Below are 19,893 nucleotides of genomic sequence, written 5' to 3' on the forward strand. Positions count from 1 at the left end.
TAATTCAATGAAAACGACCAGATTTGTAAAGGTTTTGTTGCTTTCCTCGGCATTATTGATGATGGCTGCCCCTACGTATGCTGCTTCATCCCAAAAGGTATCCAATACGGTTTCGGCCACATTCACGGTCAAACCCGTGACACCTAGCTTTGTGCTGAAATGGGTCGGCGATGATGAATTGTTGGACACACTTTCGCCTCAAACTGTTAATAGCGGGGACAGCAGGAATGTAACCGTTCGCGCGATCACCTCTCAAGTTTATACAAACGTCGAATTGAAGTTCACCATAACTCGTACCGACGGTACAACCATGCAGAATGGTGACGTGGAACTGGCCGGGTACGTTGAAGGTTCCCTTGGAAATGCTGAAACAGGAAGTGTGAATGGCATCGGAGATCTGGTGATTTTCTCTGATTTTTACCCTTCGATTTCTACGCCAGGCCAAGACTTCAAGTATAATCTGAAATTCAACACTGCTGGCGAGTATGTGATCAAAGTTGTAGCCATAAAAGTTCCTTCTTAAAAGTGAGTACCGATTCAAATCATATACCGTGTGAACATCGAATTCACCGTCAAATCATGAAAAAGGAGATCAAATCCAATGAAAACCCCTGCATTCATAAAAGCGTTGTTGTTGTCTTCCGCCCTGTTTACCATGGTTGCCCCCGCCTATGCGGGAGCAGCGCCATACATCACTCTTTCCAACGAGATCACCGCTACGTTCAAGGTAAATGCTCCGGAAGAACCTACATACATGCTGAGCTGGATCAACTCGAGCGGCGCTGAAGTCAATGTACTCCCGACTCAAGAGGTAAACGCAGGAGAAGAGAAAGAACTGACGCTGCGTGCCACCGTGAGCCAAAATTATGACAATATTCGTTACGAGTTCAACATCACCAGAACAGAAGATAATACCTATGTGGAAACGAATGACGATGTGACTGTGTATCAAATGATCAATAATGAGGCAGTAAAATTGAATGGTTTTACACAAAACGGAGTGTTCTACGCCAGCTCCAACAAATTAGCCACAGTGACCAGCCCGTCCATGGATACTACATTCAAAGTGGTGTTTAACAAGGCCGGCAACTATAAAATAGAAGCGGCAGCCTATCAAGAAGAAGCTCGCTAATCGAAGATCCAGCGATCTGGATGCATACTTGCAATACTCAACCCAAAAACCTGTCCGGCTTTTAAATACCGGACAGGTTTTTGGGTTGAACGTTTTTGGTTTAGATCTATGAAAGGAGGATCGTAGTCGAATCCATATGCTCAGAACGTTCTTGCAAACGAGATCAGCGCAGTAATCGTGATGATGTTCAGCAAGGTGGAGATCAGCACGGTCTGAGCCGCGAAATCCGGTTCGTTGTCATATTCCTCCGCCAAAATGGAGGCGTTGACGCCGGTCGGCATGCCGGAAGCGATGATCAGCGCCTGGGCGGCGACGCCTTGCATGCCCAGAAGCAGCACGATGGAGATGCCGATGGCCGGACCGATCAAGAGGCGCAAAAATGTGCTAATATACACATCAAGGCGATACAGCCTGATCGGATATTTGACGATCTGGGCACCCAGCGTCAGCAGCGCGACGGCGACCATGCTTTGCTGCGCGTACGTGAGCGGCATGGACAGGAAGGTCGGCAGCGGAACATGCCACATCTGGAATAGAAGGCCGAGCAGCAGCGCATAAGGCACGGGCATTTTCAGAAAGCCGATGATGACCGCGCGGTAATTGCCTTTGAGCTTGGCCCCTTGGATCGACAGAACGCCGAACGTAAAGGTGAGCAGCGATTGCAGCGACATGACGAGGGCCTGTATGGAAGAGGCCAGCGGATCGCCGCGGAACACGAGCGCATTGATCGGCAGCCCGTAATTGCCTGCATTGTCCAGCATGATGCTGTTGTTGAAGGCGGCTTTCATGCCTTTATTCAGTTTGAGCGCCCGGGAGACTGCTGACCCGAGAACATATAGAACGATGACGTAAATGGCGTAAAACAGCGTAACCGTCCCGAGCAGCTCGCCCGACATGTCGGACTTGTACATGCTCATGAATACGGCGGCGGGAGTGATGCAGTAAAAGTTGATTTTGGCGAGGGTGTATAAATCGAGCTTAAAGATCTTTTGCATCCAGGACCCGACTCCGATCAGGAGAAAGACGGGCAGGACGACTTCCAGTATGATGTCAAAAATCATCGAGTTCAGCTTCCTTTTTCATGGGGATTCAATCCGGTTTCGAAAAACACTTTACTCATTATATCACTTCATGCATATATCCGAGGACGCAATTTAAAAAATGAAACGGAGGGTAATTTATGGCTATTCCGGACCATCTCGATTATGGCTTGTCCATTCTGTTCATCGGTTTTAATCCAAGCCTGACGTCTGGCGAAACGGGCCATCATTACGCTTATAAAGGAAATCGTTTCTGGCGCATTCTCGAACGCTCGGGCTTGACTCCGCGTCTGTATGCACCGGAAGAGGACGGAGATTTGCTCAAGCTGGGGTATGGATTCACAAATATCGTGGCCCGTCCCACGAGAGGTGTAGAGGATATCACGCGCGAGGAGTATGCGGAGGGACGCCTCATTTTGAAACAAAAGCTGGAGGAATACCGGCCGCAAGTGGCCTGCTTCGTCGGCAAAGGCGTATACGCCCAGTACAGCAAACGCGGGAAAACGGATTGGGGATTTCAGGACGACCCGGTCGTACCGGAAATCCATGAGTTCGTTGCCCCCTCCTCCAGCGGGCTGGTACGCATGTCGATGGATGAAATCGTGGCCATTTATGCGCAGCTTAGCGAGTTTGTGGCTGGGAAATAACAAGCAAATAACAAGCGGCATCTGTCTTTCGAATTCACCCCAAACGCACTCTTTGCGGGAAAGGGTGGATTCTTTTTTTTTTGCCAAAGTGAGAAGTTTCAGGGGGAGAGGACGTCTATAGAGTACAGAACCATGCATGGACGCTGTAGAGAAGGGGGATACAATGACACAGCATATGCCTGAAATCCCGGAGGATGAGCTGGTTCGGCGCATTGTGGCGGGGGAGAAGCAGCTGTTTGCCATAATTGTGGACCGGTACAAAAATAAAGTGTTTGGCCTTTTGCGCGGAATGGGCGCGAGCCATCAGGATGCGCAGGATTTGGCGCAGGATGTGTTTATCCGTGTTTACCGGTATTTGGCGACCCGGCGGGAAGGCTCGAGCTTTTCGGCTTGGATCTACACAATTGCGGTGAATCGGATGCGCGATTTCATTCGCCAGCAGAAACCCGTTATGGTCGCAGATGCCCTGGAACTGGTGGAGGCTGCCGAGGAGGGAACGCCGGAAAAAACGGTGCTGCAGCAGGAGATGAAACGCGAGATCGTGCAGCAGCTCGATCGATTGCCGGAAGCGTATCGCCTCGTATTATTGCTGAAGTACACAAATGAGCTGAGTTATGAGGAGATTGCTCGCATTACGGGCATGAATCAGCTCCAGGTGCGCAATGCGCTGTATCGTGGCAAAAAAGCTCTAAGAAAACAAATGGACCGCAAGGGAGGTTTATCGATAAATGAAGCCTATTCCAAGTGAAGAGGACCGGCAATGGCAGCGTGTTTTGTTTCATGAACAGCCGGATTCGGAGTTTACGCTGCGCGTCATGGAGAAGCTGGATGCGATATCCATCGATAAAAAGGAGCAAGGGAATCCGATTGGAGCGCAGATCAAGCTTCCCGGAAAAAGGATGAAACGTGCAGCCGTTTCCGCAGCGGCGCTGCTGCTGCTGGTTGGCGGAGCGTGGTTTGCTTGGGAGTGGGTGCAGCAGCAGCCAGCTGCGAGAAGTACGATCAATGCGGTAAATCCGCCACTCCCCGATATACCGGTACCGGATGAATTCAGGATCAACAATCTGGTCAATGATTATAAGCGCCTGCAACCGCTCGGAATGGTCGTTAATCCGAATATCCGGATTGAGGATCAGGGTTATACGCTGCAAATCGAAGAAGTGCTGGTGGATCGTTCACGGATTGTGCTGACACTTCAAGGGTTTGCACCGGATGGAAGAGGACCCATTTATATTACACCAGACCCTAGCAGGATCCATATCACGGATGAGAAGGGAGAATCCGTGGTCTCCGAAGTAGAGGTAAATATACAAAGCTTGAAGTACAGCCAGTTTGTTTTTCAGCTGCATGATGACGTTCCGGATCGGATTGTGGTGCGAGGGGAACTGAATCACCTTAATGTAGGCAATGTATATGATGCGAAGAGCCGAACGTATACCGATGAAACGGCCTATGTCGATTGGAGCTTTCAATTTGGAATCGATCTGACCAAAGCCAAAACATATGCCGTGCAGAAGGCAATGAACGAAAGCTATGTGACGCCGGAAGGGCTTCGTTTGCAAATGAAGCAGTTGCTGCAAACGCCAACCGGGACACGTCTTGATCTGGATATAAGCCTGAACGATAAGCTTCTTGCCAAGGTGGGAGAGGGTTGGGAAAACCAAGTGGAGATTCTGTACCATCTGGAGATCCCGGCTACCCAGGAATATCGAATATTCAACGGCAGCCGTAGCGGTGCGCGTAAGGCAAAATACAGCCTTCGCGATACGACCGGACTGAGTGGGAATGGCGGCGTGCTGAAGCTGTCGGAAATGTGGGACCCCGAATTCGTCACATTAGGCGCGGGACCGATTCGTTTCGTACTGGACGGGTACACCTTGCCTGTCAAAGATGAGAAATCAATAGAGATTGATTTGGACCGGATCCGCGAGCAGCCGGTGAAATTTGAACAGTCTGGGGATGAGCTGGTGCTGAGCGACTATGGGTATGGTCACGTCCGGGTATCTGGTAACCAGCCGATAAGTGTATTCGATGATAGGGGGGATCTAATTCTTGAAGGTTCAGGCTCGTTCTGGCAGAAAGAAGCACAAGCCGATCACTGGGTCGCAGTAGACGAGCATGGCGAGCAATACCCAGTGGAAATCGCCGGAACCTCTACTGCTTCTGAATATGGTGGAAAATTTGTTTCGGCGAATCTGAAGTACGTTATTCGGGGATTTTCTCAAAACAAAGGCACCAAACTGACCTTGAAGCGCACCTTGGAGACTCATGATTATCAAGACGTCGATTGGGAGGTGGAGCTTCCTTCATCGGAGCATCTGCCTTGGTTGAATCAATGAGATCGGATCATGACGATGTCTGCCGGGGATTGAATTGTGTAGATTGGTAGATAACGATGCTCCGAATGCGTTAGGGCAGTGTCTGAGAAGCTTTGCGCGTGAAACGGATCAGGCTTTAAAGAACCTGACGCACGTTATTAAACGAATTTTCAGGGAAAGAAATTTCTTGCGAATCACAGACACGCTATTGGCGTGAAAATGAAGTTCCTGGCGCTCAAATGGCCACAATAAGGTGTCTGAAGTTCGTAAGAAATTCAATTTTCCAAAATGACCCGAATAAGATGTGTGAGGTTCGTAAGAGTCAAAATGGAGATGTAGAGACAAAGGAGCGAAAGCTTCCGGCACTGTTGTCCGGGAGAATTTCGCTCTTTTTTGTTGTTGAAGGTTCAGCATACGGCAAGTACCCATACCCCCGAGCCGAGCCCGTATGCTAGAAGCTACGCGGAGTCCCTTGGGATCAGGTTGGTGGACAGCATAATCGTTTCCCTCGGCGAACCGGGCCGCTCCATGCGGCGCTGCAGCGATTCGATTGCACGCTGCCCCAGCTCTTCCTTGCACAGGTGAACCGTTGTCAGGGGGGGAATCGCAGAGGCGGCCGCGTGTACGTTGTCGATGCCGAGCACACGGCAATCGCCCGGCACGGAGAAGCCCATGTCCTGCAGTTTGCGCATCCATCGCATCGCAATGTCGTCATTGACGCCAACCCAGGCGTCCGGACGCTCTGCTTCAGGCAGCTGGCGAAACTCGCGGGCCAACTGTTCAAGCCAATCACCGTGCTCATAAGGAATGCTCCATTCGCGCAGCGCTGCGGTCACGCCATCTTGTGCTTGCGCCTGCTTGACCATCAGCTCCATGCCCATTCTGCGCTGGGCAAAGCTGGTGGCCCGGCCGTCGTCGGTGATCAGCCCGATTCGTCGGCAGCGGACGGACAGCAGGTATTGTGCGGCGGTCATGCCCGCCTCCAGGTTGTCATGGCTGACGGTGTCGCAGTTCAGGAGCGGATCATGGTGATCCACCAGAATGAGGGGGCGTCCCGTTTTCGACAGCCGCTTCATCACGGTATGCGGGAATGCACCCATGACAACGATCCCTGCGCAATGCGTCCAGTCGAGGTGCGGAGCGAGGGCTTGCTCCGGCGATAGGCGGTCATCATCGGCAGACAGTGAAGGCGAAACGATAGCATGATGCCATCCCCGTTCATCGCAGGCAGATATCATGCCGGACAGCACGCGCTGCCAATAATGCGGCTCGCTGAGATTGGATTGGTTCATGCAGATCAGGGCAAACAGCGGGCTCGATGGCCTGTGAAGGTCTGCTCCTGCATTGGCTATCGGCGTGGACGTAATGCCTGGCGTGTGTTGGCGATATCCGAGCGTTCGGGCTAATTCGAGCACGCGTGCGCGCGTTTCTTCGCTGACTCCCGATTTGCCGCCGAGGGCACGGGATACCGCATATTTGGACAGTCCGAGCTGGTCGGCCAGCGTTTGGATGGAAATTTTTCGTGACATGGCAAGGCTCCTTCATCGAAGAAAGTGATGTGAACGGCATGAACAATTGACGGACGTGTACATACATAGTACATTACAAATATAATAACGTTATTATAATTTAACATAACAAAAATAACAATATACATCCGCTCCACCTAAAAATCCAACCTAATTCATCCCAAGGGAGACGATATCGATGGAACAGTTCAGATTACCGCAGATTGCCATGCCGCGGCTGGAGCTGCCGCAGGCCGTACAAGATGTTTTGACTCAAGCGGAAGAGCGGTTGCGGGACAGGCCGCGATTGCTCCAGCAATTCCGCAACTGTTTTCCGAACACGCTGGAAACGACGACGAAGCTGCTGGACGACGGCACAACGTTTGTCATTACGGGGGACATTCCCGCGATGTGGCTGCGCGACTCGGTGGAGCAGGTGATGCACTACGTCCCGTTTGCCAAAAAGGATGCCCAGCTGCAGCGCATCATTGGCGGCTTGGTCAAACGGCATATGTTTTATGCCGAGATCGATCCGTATGCCAACGCGTTCAACGAAACGGCAAACGGCTGGCACTGGGATGCCAACGATGAGACTGAAATGTCCCCATGGGTATGGGAGCGGAAGTTTGAGCTGGATTCCCTCTGTTTTTCGATGCGGCTCGCATATGCGTATTGGCGGGAAACGGAATTGACGGACATCTTCGACGAACGCTTCAAACGGGTGATGGAAATGACGGTAAAGCTGTGGCAAACCGAGCAGCGGCATGCGGAACGGTCGCCCTATCGTTTCATGCGGCGCAATTGTCCTGCGCATGATACACTGCGCAATGAAGGGCTCGGCATGCCGGTCAATTATACCGGAATGATCTGGTCGGGCTTTCGCGCAAGCGACGATGCGTGCGATTTTCACTACAATATTCCGGCCAACATGTTTGCCGCCGTAACGTTGAAACAGATGGGAGAAATCGCAAGATGGGTATTCCGGGATGAACGGCTTGTGGGGAGGATGGCATCCTTGGAGGAGGAAATCCGGCATGGCATCGCGCTGTACGGCACCTACAACCATCCGGTATATGGCAAAATCTATGCTTATGAGACCGACGGCTACGGCAACTATTGCCTGATGGATGATGCGGGCACGCCCGGATTGATGTCCATTCCGTATTTCGGATACGTGCCGGCGGACGATCCCGTTTATCGGAATACGCGGCGGTTCATCCTCAGCAAGGAGAATCCGTTTTATTTCGAAGGGAAAGCAGCCAAAGGCATCGGCAGCCCGCATACCCCCGAGGGTTATATCTGGCATATGGCACTGTCCATGCAGGGGCTTACGGCAGAGACTGACGAAGAAATGCTGGAGATGATCGGAGTGCTGGAAAGCACCGACGCAGGAACCGGGTACATGCATGAAGGTTTTGCTGCGGATGATCCGTCCACGTTTACGAGACCGTGGTTTGCTTGGTCGAACAGCCTGTTTGCCCAGCTTGTGCGCAAGGCAATGGATAAGGGGATTTTATAGCTGCGATAAAACAGGCCCACATCGCGGTGAATCCGCTGAAAGGGCCTGTTCTTTATTGTATTGAAAATCTATGCCTATACGCTGCCGAGCAGGTCAGCAATCCATACCTTTTGCCCGATGCGTGCGCTTTCCAGAGAGCCGAGCACCATGGCCATGCTGTACTGGTTGTCGCTGCAATGCGTTTCCGGCAAACGTCCGGTTTCGAGCGCGTCGAACATATCTTCCAGACAGCCGTGGTGTCCGGTTTTGTCCATGGCAGGAATCACGCCTTCAATTCGTTCGGCAGGCTGGAAAAAGGTCAGTTTCCCGTTCTCGTCCAAACGTTCCGTTACAACAGATTCTGCGTAAATCTCGTCGTGTCCGTTCCAGATGGCCGACCCTTTTTCCCCGATAACCCGCCAGGATGCTTCCCACGATGTGGGCGCGCCTTGGGCACACCATGAACCGCGGTAATTGAACACCGAGCCGTCGGACATTTCAAAAATGCATAAGGCCATGGCATGGCCCTTATACCACGAACCGGGAGGGTTGAATTCATGGCAGTAGACCGACACCGGATCGGCGCCGAGAATGAACCGGGCCTGATCGAAGGTGTGAATGGCCATGTCCAGCAGCAGCGGGCTGTCCATGATTTCACGGAAGCCGCCAAAATGCGGCCCGAGAAAGAAGTCTGCCCCGGCATAACCAACCTTGCCGATCGTGCCGTCCGCGATCAGGCTGCGATACGCCCGTATGCGCGGATCGAAGCGCCGATTTTGCATGACGGCTTGCAGCTGTCCCGTTTCGCCGGAGAGGCGCACGATATCCCGGCACTCGGGGATGGTTTCGGCCAACGGTTTCTCGCCGAACACGTGGCAGCCTTGCCGCAAGGCAGTCATGGCAATGTTATAGTGGCTCGACGGTATCGTCACGTCGAAGACGATATTGGCTCCCGTAGCTGCAATGGCTTCGTTGATATCGGTGAACGTGGGGCAGTCCAGCCCGTGTCGGCCTGCAAGCGCAGCCGCCTGCTGCGGTTGAAGGTCCACCAATCCGACGATGGCCGTATCCGGCCTTTGCATGGCATAGTCGACCCAGGTACCTGACATGGCCCCGCATCCCGCCACGATGACCCGGTAACGTTCGTTCATGCGATCATCTCCTTTGTACACGATGGTTTCAAGTCGACGTTACACGGGGTTTGGCACAAAGCTTCCCCCGCGACAGTGCTTCAAGTAGTTCAGCGCGTGCACCTGCCCGGTCATCTCCAGCTCGCCCTTGTAAACCGGATCATGCCAGCCTTCAATATCGATGGTTCCCTCGTAACCGTGCTGGCGCAAAATCGTGATGATATCCGACCAGTTGGTATCCCCGAAGCCTGGTGTGCGGTGCCAGACGAATTCATGCGGTCCATGAACGCCATGTTCCTTCACGACATCCCAAGCAATGGTTGCATCCTTGCCGTGCACATGAAACACTTTATGCGCCCATTTGCGCAGTTGCGGGATCGGGTCGATCAGGCTGACCATTTGGTGGCAAGGCTCCCATTCCAGCCCGACATGCTCGTCGGGAACGGCATCGAACATCATTTCCCAAGCGGTTGGATTATGGGCGATATTCCAGTCCCCGCTCTGCCAGGTTCCGCCCATGTCGCAGTTTTCGAAGGCGATCCGCACGCCCCGGTCGGCAGCGCGTTTGGCCAATTCGCCGAAGACTTGCTTGAATTTGGGAATGGATTCGTCGATCGGACGTCCGGTCAGGCGGCCGGTGAAGCCGGAGACGATGGCTGCCCCGAACAGATGGGCATGGTCGATGGCCCGCTCCCAGCTCGCCAAGGTGTCGGCATTGTCTCCTTCTCCCGTAAGCGGATTGCCGAACACGCTGAGCGCCGAAATGACGACGTCATGTTCGTCGACCAGTTCGCGAACGCGTTTGGCCGTCTCAGTCAGGTCCACGGTTCCTGTCGTCTGCCAGAAGGTCAGGTTGAACGATTCGAAGCCGTGCGGCAAAATTTGCGGAATGACTCTTACGGCGTCCGCGCCGCCGACAAGCGTGCCTATGCGCAATGCTTTATTCATGGTTGAATTCACTCCAATATTGGCTTATAGTCTTCGTGACACACTCATTATAGCGGTGCATTTGCCGAATGGCTCTAAACGATCTTGTGCATTATTAGTCCGATTTTGTGGGGGAAGGGGAACATCGGTGACTGAGTTGAAAGCGCTTCACGAAAAAACGCGGATGGATCACAAATCCCACCCGTTTCAGCTTTTCCAGAATCGATGCGCTGACAAGAAGGCAGGGGAATGCATATTGTATTTGCATTGGCACGAGCATTTTGAATTCATCGTGATGCGCAGGGGGGAAGCGCAATTCCATATCGACAGCAGGCCGTACACGGCGCGGGCCGGAGAAGTTCTCGCTATTCCTGCAGGAACGCTGCATGTCGGCTACGCGATGAATGACGGCGACGTGGACTACGATTCCGTAGTCGTCAACGCCGCCTTGTTTCAGGACTTCATCCATGACCCGGTGCATATCGGATATGTCGCGCCATATCTGGAGGGAAGGCTGCGTTTTCCGGTCAAACCCGCCGAACAGGATGAAGAATGCGCGCGCATCTACAGTCTGATTCACGAAGCGATCGAAGAGATGACAGAACAGCCGCCCGCTTACCAGCTGATGGTCAAATCCAAGCTGTACGCGCTGTTCACGATGCTGGCTCGCATGTTTTTGCCGCAGCAGCTTCCGAGCAAAGGGGGCGGTTCTTATTTTCCGAACAGGGAACGTTTCAAGCAGCTGATCGAGAAGATCGAGGCCGATCCCGCAGAGAGAGTATCCGTGGCCGAAGCCGCCGGCCAGGTCGGCCTGAATACGTATCATTTTTGCAAAATGTTCAAAAAGCTGACCGGGCGAACGTTCGTTGAATACGTTAACGGCTGCCGCATGATGCTCGCGGAGCGGCTTCTGAAAGAGAGCAGTCTGACGGTCACGGAGATCGCCGCACAGGTCGGCTGCGACAATGCCAATTATTTTACGAAGCTATATAAGAAATACAAAGGCGTGCCGCCATCGCGGGGACGTCAGGCAGCGGAGAATGGAAGCTGAATCTGGCCGTCCGTTTGCTTCTGCCGGCTCCTCTAACGAACCGTAGACACCTTATTCTGCCCGAATCGCCACGCTTCAAAATGTAACGAACTTCAGCCACGCTATTTGGAGCAAAATGCCACAAACCGCGCTTTCCAACCACAGATAACGTGCCTCAGGTTCGTTACCATTTCAAATGCTCCAATACATGCCCTATAACGTGTCTCATGTTTGTTAGGGCTAGTGCCGAACCATAACATAAAACATCCCCCGACATGGAGGTGGGGGGGATGTTTTGGCTGCGGATGCTACTTCATTTCAGAAATCGCGAAAACAGGCGATTGGCCTTCTTTGACAAGTCCTCCAATTTGATATTGGCCTGATCCAGTTGGTTGTAGGCCCATTTAATCGTCTGCAGCATGCGCGGGGAGATCGGGGTGCCCTCAATGCGTGGATACACGTTGTAATAGGCCCAGACGAGATGCTCCCAGCGGTTGTCATTGCCGTCCTGGATATATTCCGAGACATCGAGTACCTTGGCTCGCCCGTTTTGGAGCAGTACGTTTTTCAAATGGATGTCGCGGGGGTTCAGCCCCCGTTCTCGGACCGCTGCACGTGCGGCGTCCACGTCGAGCATGACCTGCTCGGGTACAGGGATGCCTTGCTCCAGGCACTCCAGCAGCGTTGGTCCGGCTTCATGGCTGATTACGATCATGTTGGGGCCGCTGCCGTAATAGGTAGGAAAATAGGGCAGGCCGCGAAGCCGCTCATAGACTTTTTTTTCATGATCGAGCTTGTCCAGAGCATGATCCGAGTACACTTTGAAGGCGTATTGCGGCAACCCGTCATAGGCAAATACGGCTGCATCCGTGCCTGTGCCGATGCAACGGACGCCTTGGGCGCGCCCGATAATGTCGACGAGTTCGTTCCGGTCGCTTCCGATGACCCGGATCTGCTGCAACGCTTTTTCTGCCTGGAACCAATCGGGTTGATTCATGGGTGGTGCCTCCTTTGGGATATTGCCTGCAATCTATCTCATGCGGTTCACTGCGCAATTTCAGTGGTGATGAACGTATATTAACGATACGAATGAAATCCGAAACGGTTCCGATTCGAACCGGGGACGCTTTAGACAGATGACCAGCTAGCTTGCGGCGTTTTTGCCTGGTCCCTTATACTTGGTGCAGCAGCAGTTTTACATAAACTGCAATCACAAATCACACTTCAGAGATTGGTTCTGCCTCTCCGTTAACGTGTGAATGTTTTTTTGACGTTTATAGATGTTGTCCCGATCCATAAGCATCGAATGCACAAAAGTATAATCGCAGAAAGGTAGAATAAATCATGGCACAATATCCGCAGTGGTCTTATTCGCAGTCGCGGGCCAATATGTTCGATGAGTGCCTGCGCAAATATTATTATCATTATTATGGTGCCCACAATGGCTGGAAGACCGATCAAGCCGATGATATGACGGTCCGCCTTTATCGTTTGAAACAGCTTAGCAATCTGTATCTCGTCTTTGGTGACCTGGTGCACCGGATGTGCGAATCGGCCGTGCGCAGCAGGGATGAAGGACGGGAAAGGCCGCGCGTGCCTTTTCTGGAACAGACGATGCGCAAGCTGCTGAATGAGGCGTACCTGCAGTCGATGGACGCGGAGCAGTGGAGGCAAGATCCCAAAAACCGGGTTATGCTGTCCGAAATGTACTACGGGGACGACACGCTCCAGGAGCGGATCGGAACGATCAAAGAACGCATTACCGCCTGTGTGAACAGTCTGTACGATACGTTGACCTGGGAAGACTTGGCGCGCGCAAGCACGCAAATTCTGGAGATCGAGAAATGGGATACGATGATGCTGCACGATACGCGGGTGTACGTCAAGATGGACTTGTTGTATCGGAGAGGCAACGGCAACATCGTGATCGTGGATTGGAAAACGGGCAAGGAAGAAGATTTCTCGGACCAGCTCCTGCTGTATGCCGCATATGTAAGAGAGCACTATCGGGTGCCGCTGGAGCAGATCGAGCTGCGGGTGGAGTATCTGCTGAACGGAACGTACAAGCAATATGCAGCTACGCAAGAGGATTTGGCGAGGGCGGAGGAAAAAGTCGGACGGTATATCGAGGAGATGAAGTCCTGCGTGGCGGACGAGTATTACAACAGGCCAAAAGACATTTCGTTCTTCACCCCGATGCCTTCGCGCCGGGCTTGCCGGGATTGCAATTTCCGCGAGGTATGCAGCGAACGCGTGATGTGAATTCAAACGGCCATTCCACATACCATGATGCATGCGAAAGAAACCGAAGCGCCAGCCTGGACCACCCACGGTCCGGACTGGCGCTTCATGCGTTCCACAGCCGGCAGCGGACTGCCATGTGGAACGGCAAGCGGCAAGATTACTGGACGTCGGCGCCGTCTTGCAGCGCCTGTCCGGGCGGTACATAGGCGTGCCCGAGATCGCGGGCAACCGCCTCGTACGTGATATGTCCATTCAGCGCGTTCACCGCGCTGCGAATGGACGAACTGCCGCGAATCGCGGCGGCTGCACCCTGGTTTGCCAGCTGCAGCGCATAGGGCATGGTGGCGTTGGTCAGCGCCACCGTGGAAGTACGCGGAACGGCGCCAGGCATGTTCGCCACCGCGTAATGCACGACGCCATGTTTCACATAGGTCGGATGGTCGTGAGTGGTGATGTGGTCGATCGTCTCGACGATCCCGCCCTGATCAATCGCCACGTCCACGATCACCGAACCGGGTGCCATGGCGGTGACCATCTGCTCGGTGACCAGCTTGGGCGCTTTGGCGCCCGGAATCAGCACCGCGCAGATGAGCAGGTCGGTTCCGGCCACGGCGGCCGCAATGTTGGACGGACTGGATACCAGCGTCTGAATCTGGTTGCCAAAAATATCGTCCAGCTGGCGCAGCCGATTCAGATTCAGATCGAGGATGGCGACGTCCGCTCCCAGCCCGATGGCGATTTTGGCCGCATTGGTGCCCACCGTGCCTCCGCCGATGATCGTAACCTTGCCGCGGCTCACGCCGGGCACGCCGGAGAGCAAAATGCCTTTGCCGCCTTTGGGTTTCTCCAGCAGTTGGGCACCGATCTGGGCTGCCATGCGCCCGGCGACCTCGCTCATCGGCGTGAGCAGCGGGAGCGATCCGTTGACTTCAAGCGTCTCGTAGGCCAAGGCCGTCACTCGGCTCTGCACCAGCGCAGCGGCCAGTTCGGGCTCTGCAGCCAAGTGCAGGTAGGTGAAGAGAATCAGTCCGGGACGGAAGTATTCGTACTCGCTGGCCAGCGGCTCCTTCACCTTAAGAATCATGTCGGCTTCCGCCCATACCGTCTTGGCCTGTGCCGTCACGACCGCGCCTGCGGCCTGATACTCGCCGTCGGTAAAGCCGCTGCCGAGTCCCGCACCTTGTTCAATGACCACCTGATGGCCGGCCCGGACGAAATCAGCGGCCCCGGCAGGGGTAATGGCAACGCGGTTTTCATTGTTTTTGATTTCTTTGGGAATTCCGATTCTCATAGCCATGCACCTCGTCCATGATAAGGTTGTTCGCTTACACGTTTAAGTGTATGAATAGAATGGCCGTTTGTCACCTTGCTTTATGTCTAATGTTTTGCAGGAAGGATTCAACATTTGCCGAAAACATCATTGAGGACACTTGTCCTCGGTGAATAAATGTGAAAAAATGACATTACAGAGGTAATTGCCATGGAACGATGATCGAAAGGTCTGATCCGCATCAATGTCATTCTCTTGCACGGACAAGCCGAAACAGAATCGATGTAAACCTGGATGGAAGGTTGCGAATGGAGGCTGCATGCATTCCTTTGACATGGGATGGAGAGGATGGATCGGTCCAACATGTTTGCCTTTCAAACCGTCTGTTAGGTGAAGGCACATGCATGGACCGTACGGAAATCGCGTAATGGTTTAATAATTTCTGCTGACTCGGCGAATCTGGTCAAAATCCGGTTTCGGTATGGCGGAGCGGAACTGGGACCGGCGGCCCCGGAATAGTTTCGGCTGATTTGCGAAAGGGGCCAGCGTTAACGAATCGGGGGCAACCAAACGGTATGGGGCAGTTTCGCGCTCGGCAGGGACGGGGTGTTTCATTGATTCGGATGCTGCGGTATGTTGGCGAAGCCATTCATGAAGGGAATCACTGCTGATTCCGAGTTGTCCGCTCAGATTACAGATGTCGAGTTGTTTTCTCACATAAATCCGCCTTTCTGGAATATCGGGCTAATGGGCTTGAAAGGAAGCGTGATCATATGGCTGCGGCTCAATAGTTTCAACTCCGTGCAGCATGCAGCGACAATGAGGGAGTTGGTCTCGACTGGTACAGACACGAACTTCGGCTATAAGCGTTCGGTCTCCCGGAACCTTCGATCGGCGTTTATTTACATGAAAGAACGGAAACGGCTGGTGAAAAAGCGCTTTCCCGTTGATGTCTGATGTTATTTTCTATAAATTGGCTTTTATCGAAATTTTATCATTTGCAGTGTCGTTGTGCGTCTCAATATAGTCTCAATTTTAGATGAAATGATTGTAAAAGTATCAGGACTCAGTACGGAGGCTACGGATGGAAAACAGTGACGAGAGACGGTTTGACAGCCACTTTGATCATGACAAACGTTTTGTTGGACGAGCGAAGGAATTGAAGTTGTTGAATCGCTGGTTTGGCGATCCGGGAGCACCCCTTACCATTTTTTCGGTGACGGGTATGGGGGGGATCGGGAAATCCTCGCTGCTGTCGGAAATGCTGGAGATATCCCGTGACCGGGGAGCAACGGCCATCTGGATGGACGGCAGGTCCTGCGGTCCGACGCCTTCGATCTTTTTGGAATACCTCTCTTCAACGATCGGACTGGAGATGATGGGGAGCGAAAGCGAGTTCGGTCCGCTGCATGTTCTGACTCAAGCCTCGGCTCGGAATAGGCTGGTGATTGCCGTGGACAATTATGAAGAGCTGGCTTTGCTGGAGCATTGGTTCATGGAAGTGTTTGTCTCCAAGCTGCCGACCAGCGGCGTATTGATCGTGCTCGCTTCGCGCCCAGAGCCTGTGCTGACATGGAAATCGCACCCCCGCTTGCAGCAGCTTTTTGTGCGGATGCCCTTGCAGCATTTTACGGATGAGGAAATTACGGCATATATTGCAGGGGCAGGATTGCCGAACCGAAGCGTTGAAGGCAAGATAGCGCGCATGACGGACGGCCATCCGCTGGGGCTTGCCTTGGCGGTTGAGGCAGCGGACCAAAGCCGGGATGTGCCGTTATCCGAGTGGACGGAAATGTCGCACGCGATCAGCGCCAGGCTGCTGCTGGAGCTGACGTCGCCGCGGCTGCACCCGATGATCGAGGTGCTGACGCTTCTGGAAACCGCAAATCAGGAAGTGTTGTCCGCCGTGCTGCAATCCGAGGTGACTACCGAGGAATATCACGCCCTGCGGCGCATGTCTTTTATTCGTTCCGGCCCGAACGGTTTGGCCTTGCATGACATGGCAAGAATTCATCTGCTTCGGGACTTCAGGCAGCGTGAACCCCGGCGCCTGCAGCAGATGCGTGTACGGATCGCCAATCTGTTAAGGCCGCTGCATGAAAAGGCGAGATCGCATGATCAGCGGCAAATCGCAAGAAAGATGCTGCTGTTATGCCAGGAATCGATGCTGCAGCATCGCCAATACGCAGACGTGTCGGCGGATGCCTTGTTTACGCCGATGGAAGTGATGCGGACCGAGGATTTGCCTGCGCTTCAACGTTTGATGCAGCATTGGACCGAGTATAGCGTGGAGCCTTGGCAGGCGCCTCCTTACAGACCGTTTTTGGATGAGTTGGCCGAACGTTATCCGGAAGGAATTGTGCTCATGCGGGACAGGTCGGGTGACCCGATCTCCATGTTTATAACCGTGCTTGTGCATCGGGAGAGCAGCAAGCTGCTGATGAAATATTTTCCTGTCGAGATGCAGGAGTGCTTCACCCCCGAAGAGCTGGATTGCGACCCGGACGAGACGGATACGCATTATGCCGTTATGGTCACGGCAAAAAACGATGTGAGGGGATACACGCGGGAAGAACTCGTCGGATACATGTGCCTGGACCGGCTGTCCCTGCTTGGCGATGGGACCAGGGTTATGCTGGTGGCGACCAATCCGTATCTTAAACTGTTTTTGCAGAGCATCGGCTTTCAAATGAGAAAAACCCGAAGCCGCGTTTGTGATTTGTATGACCAGCCTGCGGATGTCATGTACCTGGATTTTCGCAATGGCCGATTCGGAGATTGGGTGATGTCACTGCTGAATCCGGAAACGGAGAACGGGAAGTTTCATCAGAACGCTGCGGACGAGAAACGCCGGGCCTGGTCCGAGGCGGATATGCGTAAACTGTTGTCCAACTTGCATTCCCCGGCAGATTTGCAGGAATACGCTGCGCAAATGAAAGACATGAAGGATGGCATGCAGCTGCAATTGCATATTCTGGACATGCTGGAGGGAAGAAAGCCGGGGATTAGCGATCAGGACCAACGATTGCTGCATGCCCACTATTGGACGCATGCCGGCAATCCGACTGCCGCGGCAGAGGCTTGCTCCATGAGCAGGGCCACCTTTTATCGCCACCTGCGCAATGCGTTGATCCGGTTGGCGCGAATGATATAGATGGACAATCCGAAGAGGCCGGTCACAGACCGAGCCTCTTCATGCGGTTATAGAGCGTTGCCCTGGAAATGCCGAGCCGCTTCGCCAGCATACGTTTGTTGCCTCCAACCGTTTCCAGGCATTGGAGCAGAAGATCCGATTCGTATGCATCCATCTGCTTTTTATAGGCCAGGGGGGAGACTTCGAAGAGCAGACCTTCGTTTCCGGCTTGGTTTGTATCACGCACGGCCCCGGCCGAATGGAGAGAGGACCGTGCTGGCATGGATCGAAGCGGCATGCTCCCTTCCGTTGTGGACGGTTTCGGATCCATGGAAGCGGTGAGGGATTCCGGCAAATATTCAGGCCTGACCTCCCCGTCCGTCGTCAGGATGGCAATGCGTTCGATCACGTTTCGGAGTTCCCTGACGTTTCCGGGCCAGTCATAGCTGAAGAGCATCTTGAACACTTCCGAAGGGAGCGATTCGATATGGCGGTTGTATAGCAGGGAAAACTCTTGAAGGAATGTCCGCGTCAATTCGTATATGTCTTCCTTGCGCATGCGCAGCGGAGGGATGACGAGATTGATGACATTCAGACGATAGTAGAGATCTTCCCGAAACTGGTTGTTCGCAATCATGCCTAACAGGTTTTGATTGGTAGCGGCGATAATCCGGCAATTGGCCTGCTTCATGCGCGTTCCGCCAACGGGAAAGTAACTTTTCTCTTGCAGCACGCGCAGCAGCTTTACCTGAAGCTCCAAGGGCATTTCGCCGATTTCGTCCAAAAAGAGCGTGCCTCCGTCGGCAAGTTCAATTTTCCCCTTTTTACCTTTGGGGTCAGCACCGGAAAATGCCCCTTTCTCGTATCCGAACAACTCGCTCTCAAATAAGGAAGCGGGTATGGCACCGCAGTTAATGGCAATAAAAGGTGCAGTCTGCGGTTCGCGCAGGTCATGAATGGCTTTGGCGAACAACTCCTTGCCTGTTCCGCTCTCCCCGAGAATAAGCACGGTAGCCGAGGTTGTACTGATCTTGCGAATCGTTTCCAGACACTGCTTCAGTCCCGGACTGCTGCCCTTGATTCCCGCAAACGGATCGGAATCGGGGCGCAGACGGGCGACCGTCTTCTCCAAATGCTGGACTTTGGATGACATATGTAACAATTCCTGGTGCAGGCGAATTTCAGTGGTGATGTCTACTTCGGCCGCAACCGCGCCCACGATGCATCCATCGAGCACCACTGGACGCGCGTTGATGAGGGCAAACAGATCGGGCCGGGGCTGATGCTGTTTGCGGTAGACCGTTTCGCCGGTATACAACGTTTTGAGCGACTGAAGCCGCTCAGGCGGGAAGAAGTCTGCAGCCGGCTGCCCGACGATGTCTTCTTTGCGGATGGAAAAAACGTGCTCGGCACCGGACGTCCAATACGCCACCTTCGCTTCTTCATCGATCAGGGTCAGCGCTGAACCTGCGGTTTCCAACGTGGTTTCCAAATAAGCCTCCAGGAGGCGATGAGCCTGCAGCATGTGCTGCAAAACATCCGCTGAGGCAATATATCCCTGCGGCGGGCCTTCGTCTTGAATCAACAAGTAAGGACTCTCATTGAAACAGGCAATAACCTCGGCCCAATTTGCAGAAGAAGGGATTGCAGGCAGGGGGAGGGAAGGATCCCGATCCCACTTTCTCAGGTCTGTCCGCAAAAGGGACATGAGGTCAGGAAGCAAATGTTTCATCGGTTTCACCTCAGTCGAAGCATCACGATTAGACACGTTACTGTTGCACTGGCCAAATTGCAATGCGCATGATGGTTGAGAAATAATCGTTGCACATATTATATCGCTTAAACCAACTGGTGTATATATTTTTTGACATGGAGCGTAGGGGTTAAAGGAAGACACTCACGAGTGGATTGGAATGGCAAACGGTTTCATTGAGGTTCAAGTTAAGAAACATTACATTTTGGTGTGATTCGTATAATCGAATATAAGGTTGAGGTGTCCTGAATTTTGGACATTTC

General features: G+C 53.3%; 17 protein-coding genes. 9 read left to right on the top strand and 8 right to left on the bottom strand.

What is annotated here, in order from left to right:
* Positions 1 to 7: 7 nt before the first annotated feature.
* Positions 8 to 523, top strand: coding sequence for a hypothetical protein (locus tag MKY59_RS05435; RefSeq protein ID WP_339276443.1), 516 nt, complete (start codon positions 8 to 10; stop codon positions 521 to 523).
* 78 nt (positions 524 to 601) lie between these two features.
* Positions 602 to 1,132 carry a hypothetical protein gene (locus tag MKY59_RS05440; protein ID WP_236420154.1) on the top strand — a complete coding sequence of 177 codons (531 nt, stop codon included), beginning with the start codon at positions 602 to 604 and terminating at the stop codon, positions 1,130 to 1,132.
* A 140-nt stretch (positions 1,133 to 1,272) separates the two neighbouring features.
* Here MKY59_RS05440 and MKY59_RS05445 read toward each other — a convergent pair whose 3' ends face one another.
* Complete coding sequence (locus tag MKY59_RS05445; RefSeq protein ID WP_339276445.1) at positions 1,273 to 2,193, bottom strand: AEC family transporter; 921 nt, start codon at positions 2,191 to 2,193, stop codon at positions 1,273 to 1,275.
* 119 nt (positions 2,194 to 2,312) lie between these two features.
* Here MKY59_RS05445 and MKY59_RS05450 point away from each other — a divergent pair, with 119 nt between their 5' ends.
* The 3 genes from MKY59_RS05450 (at position 2,313) to MKY59_RS05460 (ending at position 5,158) form a co-directional block, all read left to right on the top strand.
* Positions 2,313 to 2,819 carry a mismatch-specific DNA-glycosylase gene (locus MKY59_RS05450; RefSeq protein WP_236420152.1) on the top strand — a complete coding sequence of 169 codons (507 nt, stop codon included), beginning with the start codon at positions 2,313 to 2,315 and terminating at the stop codon, positions 2,817 to 2,819.
* A 163-nt stretch (positions 2,820 to 2,982) separates the two neighbouring features.
* Positions 2,983 to 3,567, top strand: coding sequence for a sigma-70 family RNA polymerase sigma factor (locus tag MKY59_RS05455; RefSeq protein ID WP_339276448.1), 585 nt, complete (start codon positions 2,983 to 2,985; stop codon positions 3,565 to 3,567).
* Positions 3,548 to 5,158 (top strand): hypothetical protein, encoded by a 1,611-nt coding sequence (locus MKY59_RS05460; RefSeq protein WP_339276449.1) that lies wholly within the window; start codon positions 3,548 to 3,550, stop codon positions 5,156 to 5,158. Before MKY59_RS05455 ends, MKY59_RS05460 begins: the two co-directional genes overlap by 20 nt.
* Positions 5,159 to 5,595: 437 nt before the next feature.
* On the opposite strand, the gene MKY59_RS05465 is transcribed toward MKY59_RS05460, so the two are convergent.
* Positions 5,596 to 6,666, bottom strand: a complete 1,071-nt coding sequence (locus MKY59_RS05465; RefSeq protein ID WP_339276450.1) for a LacI family DNA-binding transcriptional regulator — start codon at positions 6,664 to 6,666, stop codon at positions 5,596 to 5,598.
* 178 nt (positions 6,667 to 6,844) lie between these two features.
* Between MKY59_RS05465 and MKY59_RS05470 the strand changes: the two genes are divergently transcribed.
* Positions 6,845 to 8,164 carry a glycoside hydrolase family 125 protein gene (locus MKY59_RS05470; RefSeq protein ID WP_339276452.1) on the top strand — a complete coding sequence of 440 codons (1,320 nt, stop codon included), beginning with the start codon at positions 6,845 to 6,847 and terminating at the stop codon, positions 8,162 to 8,164.
* 74 nt (positions 8,165 to 8,238) lie between these two features.
* Here MKY59_RS05470 and MKY59_RS05475 read toward each other — a convergent pair whose 3' ends face one another.
* Entirely contained in the window at positions 8,239 to 9,294 is a 1,056-nt protein-coding gene (locus MKY59_RS05475; RefSeq protein ID WP_339276453.1) for a Gfo/Idh/MocA family oxidoreductase, read from the bottom strand.
* Between the two features lie 39 nt (positions 9,295 to 9,333).
* On the bottom strand, positions 9,334 to 10,221 hold the full coding sequence (locus MKY59_RS05480) for a sugar phosphate isomerase/epimerase (protein ID WP_236420146.1): 888 nt from the start codon (positions 10,219 to 10,221) through the stop codon (positions 9,334 to 9,336).
* Between the two features lie 127 nt (positions 10,222 to 10,348).
* Here MKY59_RS05480 and MKY59_RS05485 point away from each other — a divergent pair, with 127 nt between their 5' ends.
* On the top strand, positions 10,349 to 11,251 hold the full coding sequence (locus MKY59_RS05485) for an AraC family transcriptional regulator (protein ID WP_236420145.1): 903 nt from the start codon (positions 10,349 to 10,351) through the stop codon (positions 11,249 to 11,251).
* Between the two features lie 292 nt (positions 11,252 to 11,543).
* Here MKY59_RS05485 and MKY59_RS05490 read toward each other — a convergent pair whose 3' ends face one another.
* Positions 11,544 to 12,227, bottom strand: a complete 684-nt coding sequence (locus MKY59_RS05490) for a serine/threonine protein kinase (RefSeq protein ID WP_236420144.1) — start codon at positions 12,225 to 12,227, stop codon at positions 11,544 to 11,546.
* 347 nt (positions 12,228 to 12,574) lie between these two features.
* Here MKY59_RS05490 and MKY59_RS05495 point away from each other — a divergent pair, with 347 nt between their 5' ends.
* On the top strand, positions 12,575 to 13,492 hold the full coding sequence (locus MKY59_RS05495) for a PD-(D/E)XK nuclease family protein (protein ID WP_339276455.1): 918 nt from the start codon (positions 12,575 to 12,577) through the stop codon (positions 13,490 to 13,492).
* Positions 13,493 to 13,631: 139 nt separating this feature from the next.
* Here MKY59_RS05495 and ald read toward each other — a convergent pair whose 3' ends face one another.
* Positions 13,632 to 14,765 (bottom strand): alanine dehydrogenase, encoded by a 1,134-nt coding sequence (ald, locus tag MKY59_RS05500; RefSeq protein WP_339276457.1) that lies wholly within the window; start codon positions 14,763 to 14,765, stop codon positions 13,632 to 13,634.
* A gap of 411 nt (positions 14,766 to 15,176) precedes the next feature.
* Entirely contained in the window at positions 15,177 to 15,461 is a 285-nt protein-coding gene (locus MKY59_RS05505; RefSeq protein WP_236420141.1) for a hypothetical protein, read from the bottom strand.
* A gap of 367 nt (positions 15,462 to 15,828) precedes the next feature.
* On the opposite strand from MKY59_RS05505, the gene MKY59_RS05510 reads away from it, so the two are divergent.
* Complete coding sequence (locus MKY59_RS05510) at positions 15,829 to 17,898, top strand: ATP-binding protein (RefSeq protein WP_339276458.1); 2,070 nt, start codon at positions 15,829 to 15,831, stop codon at positions 17,896 to 17,898.
* A 22-nt stretch (positions 17,899 to 17,920) separates the two neighbouring features.
* On the opposite strand, the gene MKY59_RS05515 is transcribed toward MKY59_RS05510, so the two are convergent.
* Positions 17,921 to 19,609 carry a sigma 54-interacting transcriptional regulator gene (locus tag MKY59_RS05515; RefSeq protein ID WP_339276459.1) on the bottom strand — a complete coding sequence of 563 codons (1,689 nt, stop codon included), beginning with the start codon at positions 19,607 to 19,609 and terminating at the stop codon, positions 17,921 to 17,923.
* Positions 19,610 to 19,893 lie beyond the last annotated feature (284 nt).

Source organism: Paenibacillus sp. FSL W8-0426 (genome assembly GCF_037969725.1).
GTDB lineage: Bacteria > Bacillota > Bacilli > Paenibacillales > Paenibacillaceae > Paenibacillus > Paenibacillus hubeiensis.

Bases quoted from the DNA above. Each gene is read 5' to 3' on its own strand.
- MKY59_RS05435 (WP_339276443.1), top strand. From the start codon at position 8: ATGAAAACGACCAGATTTGTAAAGGTTTTGTTGCTTTCCTCGGCATTA.
- MKY59_RS05440 (WP_236420154.1), top strand. From the start codon at position 602: ATGAAAACCCCTGCATTCATAAAAGCGTTGTTGTTGTCTTCCGCCCTG.
- MKY59_RS05445 (WP_339276445.1), bottom strand. From the start codon at position 2,193: ATGATTTTTGACATCATACTGGAAGTCGTCCTGCCCGTCTTTCTCCTG.
- MKY59_RS05450 (WP_236420152.1), top strand. From the start codon at position 2,313: ATGGCTATTCCGGACCATCTCGATTATGGCTTGTCCATTCTGTTCATC.
- MKY59_RS05455 (WP_339276448.1), top strand. From the start codon at position 2,983: ATGACACAGCATATGCCTGAAATCCCGGAGGATGAGCTGGTTCGGCGC.
- MKY59_RS05460 (WP_339276449.1), top strand. From the start codon at position 3,548: ATGAAGCCTATTCCAAGTGAAGAGGACCGGCAATGGCAGCGTGTTTTG.
- MKY59_RS05465 (WP_339276450.1), bottom strand. From the start codon at position 6,666: ATGTCACGAAAAATTTCCATCCAAACGCTGGCCGACCAGCTCGGACTG.
- MKY59_RS05470 (WP_339276452.1), top strand. From the start codon at position 6,845: ATGGAACAGTTCAGATTACCGCAGATTGCCATGCCGCGGCTGGAGCTG.
- MKY59_RS05475 (WP_339276453.1), bottom strand. From the start codon at position 9,294: ATGAACGAACGTTACCGGGTCATCGTGGCGGGATGCGGGGCCATGTCA.
- MKY59_RS05480 (WP_236420146.1), bottom strand. From the start codon at position 10,221: ATGAATAAAGCATTGCGCATAGGCACGCTTGTCGGCGGCGCGGACGCC.
- MKY59_RS05490 (WP_236420144.1), bottom strand. From the start codon at position 12,227: ATGAATCAACCCGATTGGTTCCAGGCAGAAAAAGCGTTGCAGCAGATC.
- MKY59_RS05495 (WP_339276455.1), top strand. From the start codon at position 12,575: ATGGCACAATATCCGCAGTGGTCTTATTCGCAGTCGCGGGCCAATATG.
- ald (WP_339276457.1), bottom strand. From the start codon at position 14,765: ATGAGAATCGGAATTCCCAAAGAAATCAAAAACAATGAAAACCGCGTT.
- MKY59_RS05510 (WP_339276458.1), top strand. From the start codon at position 15,829: ATGGAAAACAGTGACGAGAGACGGTTTGACAGCCACTTTGATCATGAC.
- MKY59_RS05515 (WP_339276459.1), bottom strand. From the start codon at position 19,609: ATGAAACATTTGCTTCCTGACCTCATGTCCCTTTTGCGGACAGACCTG.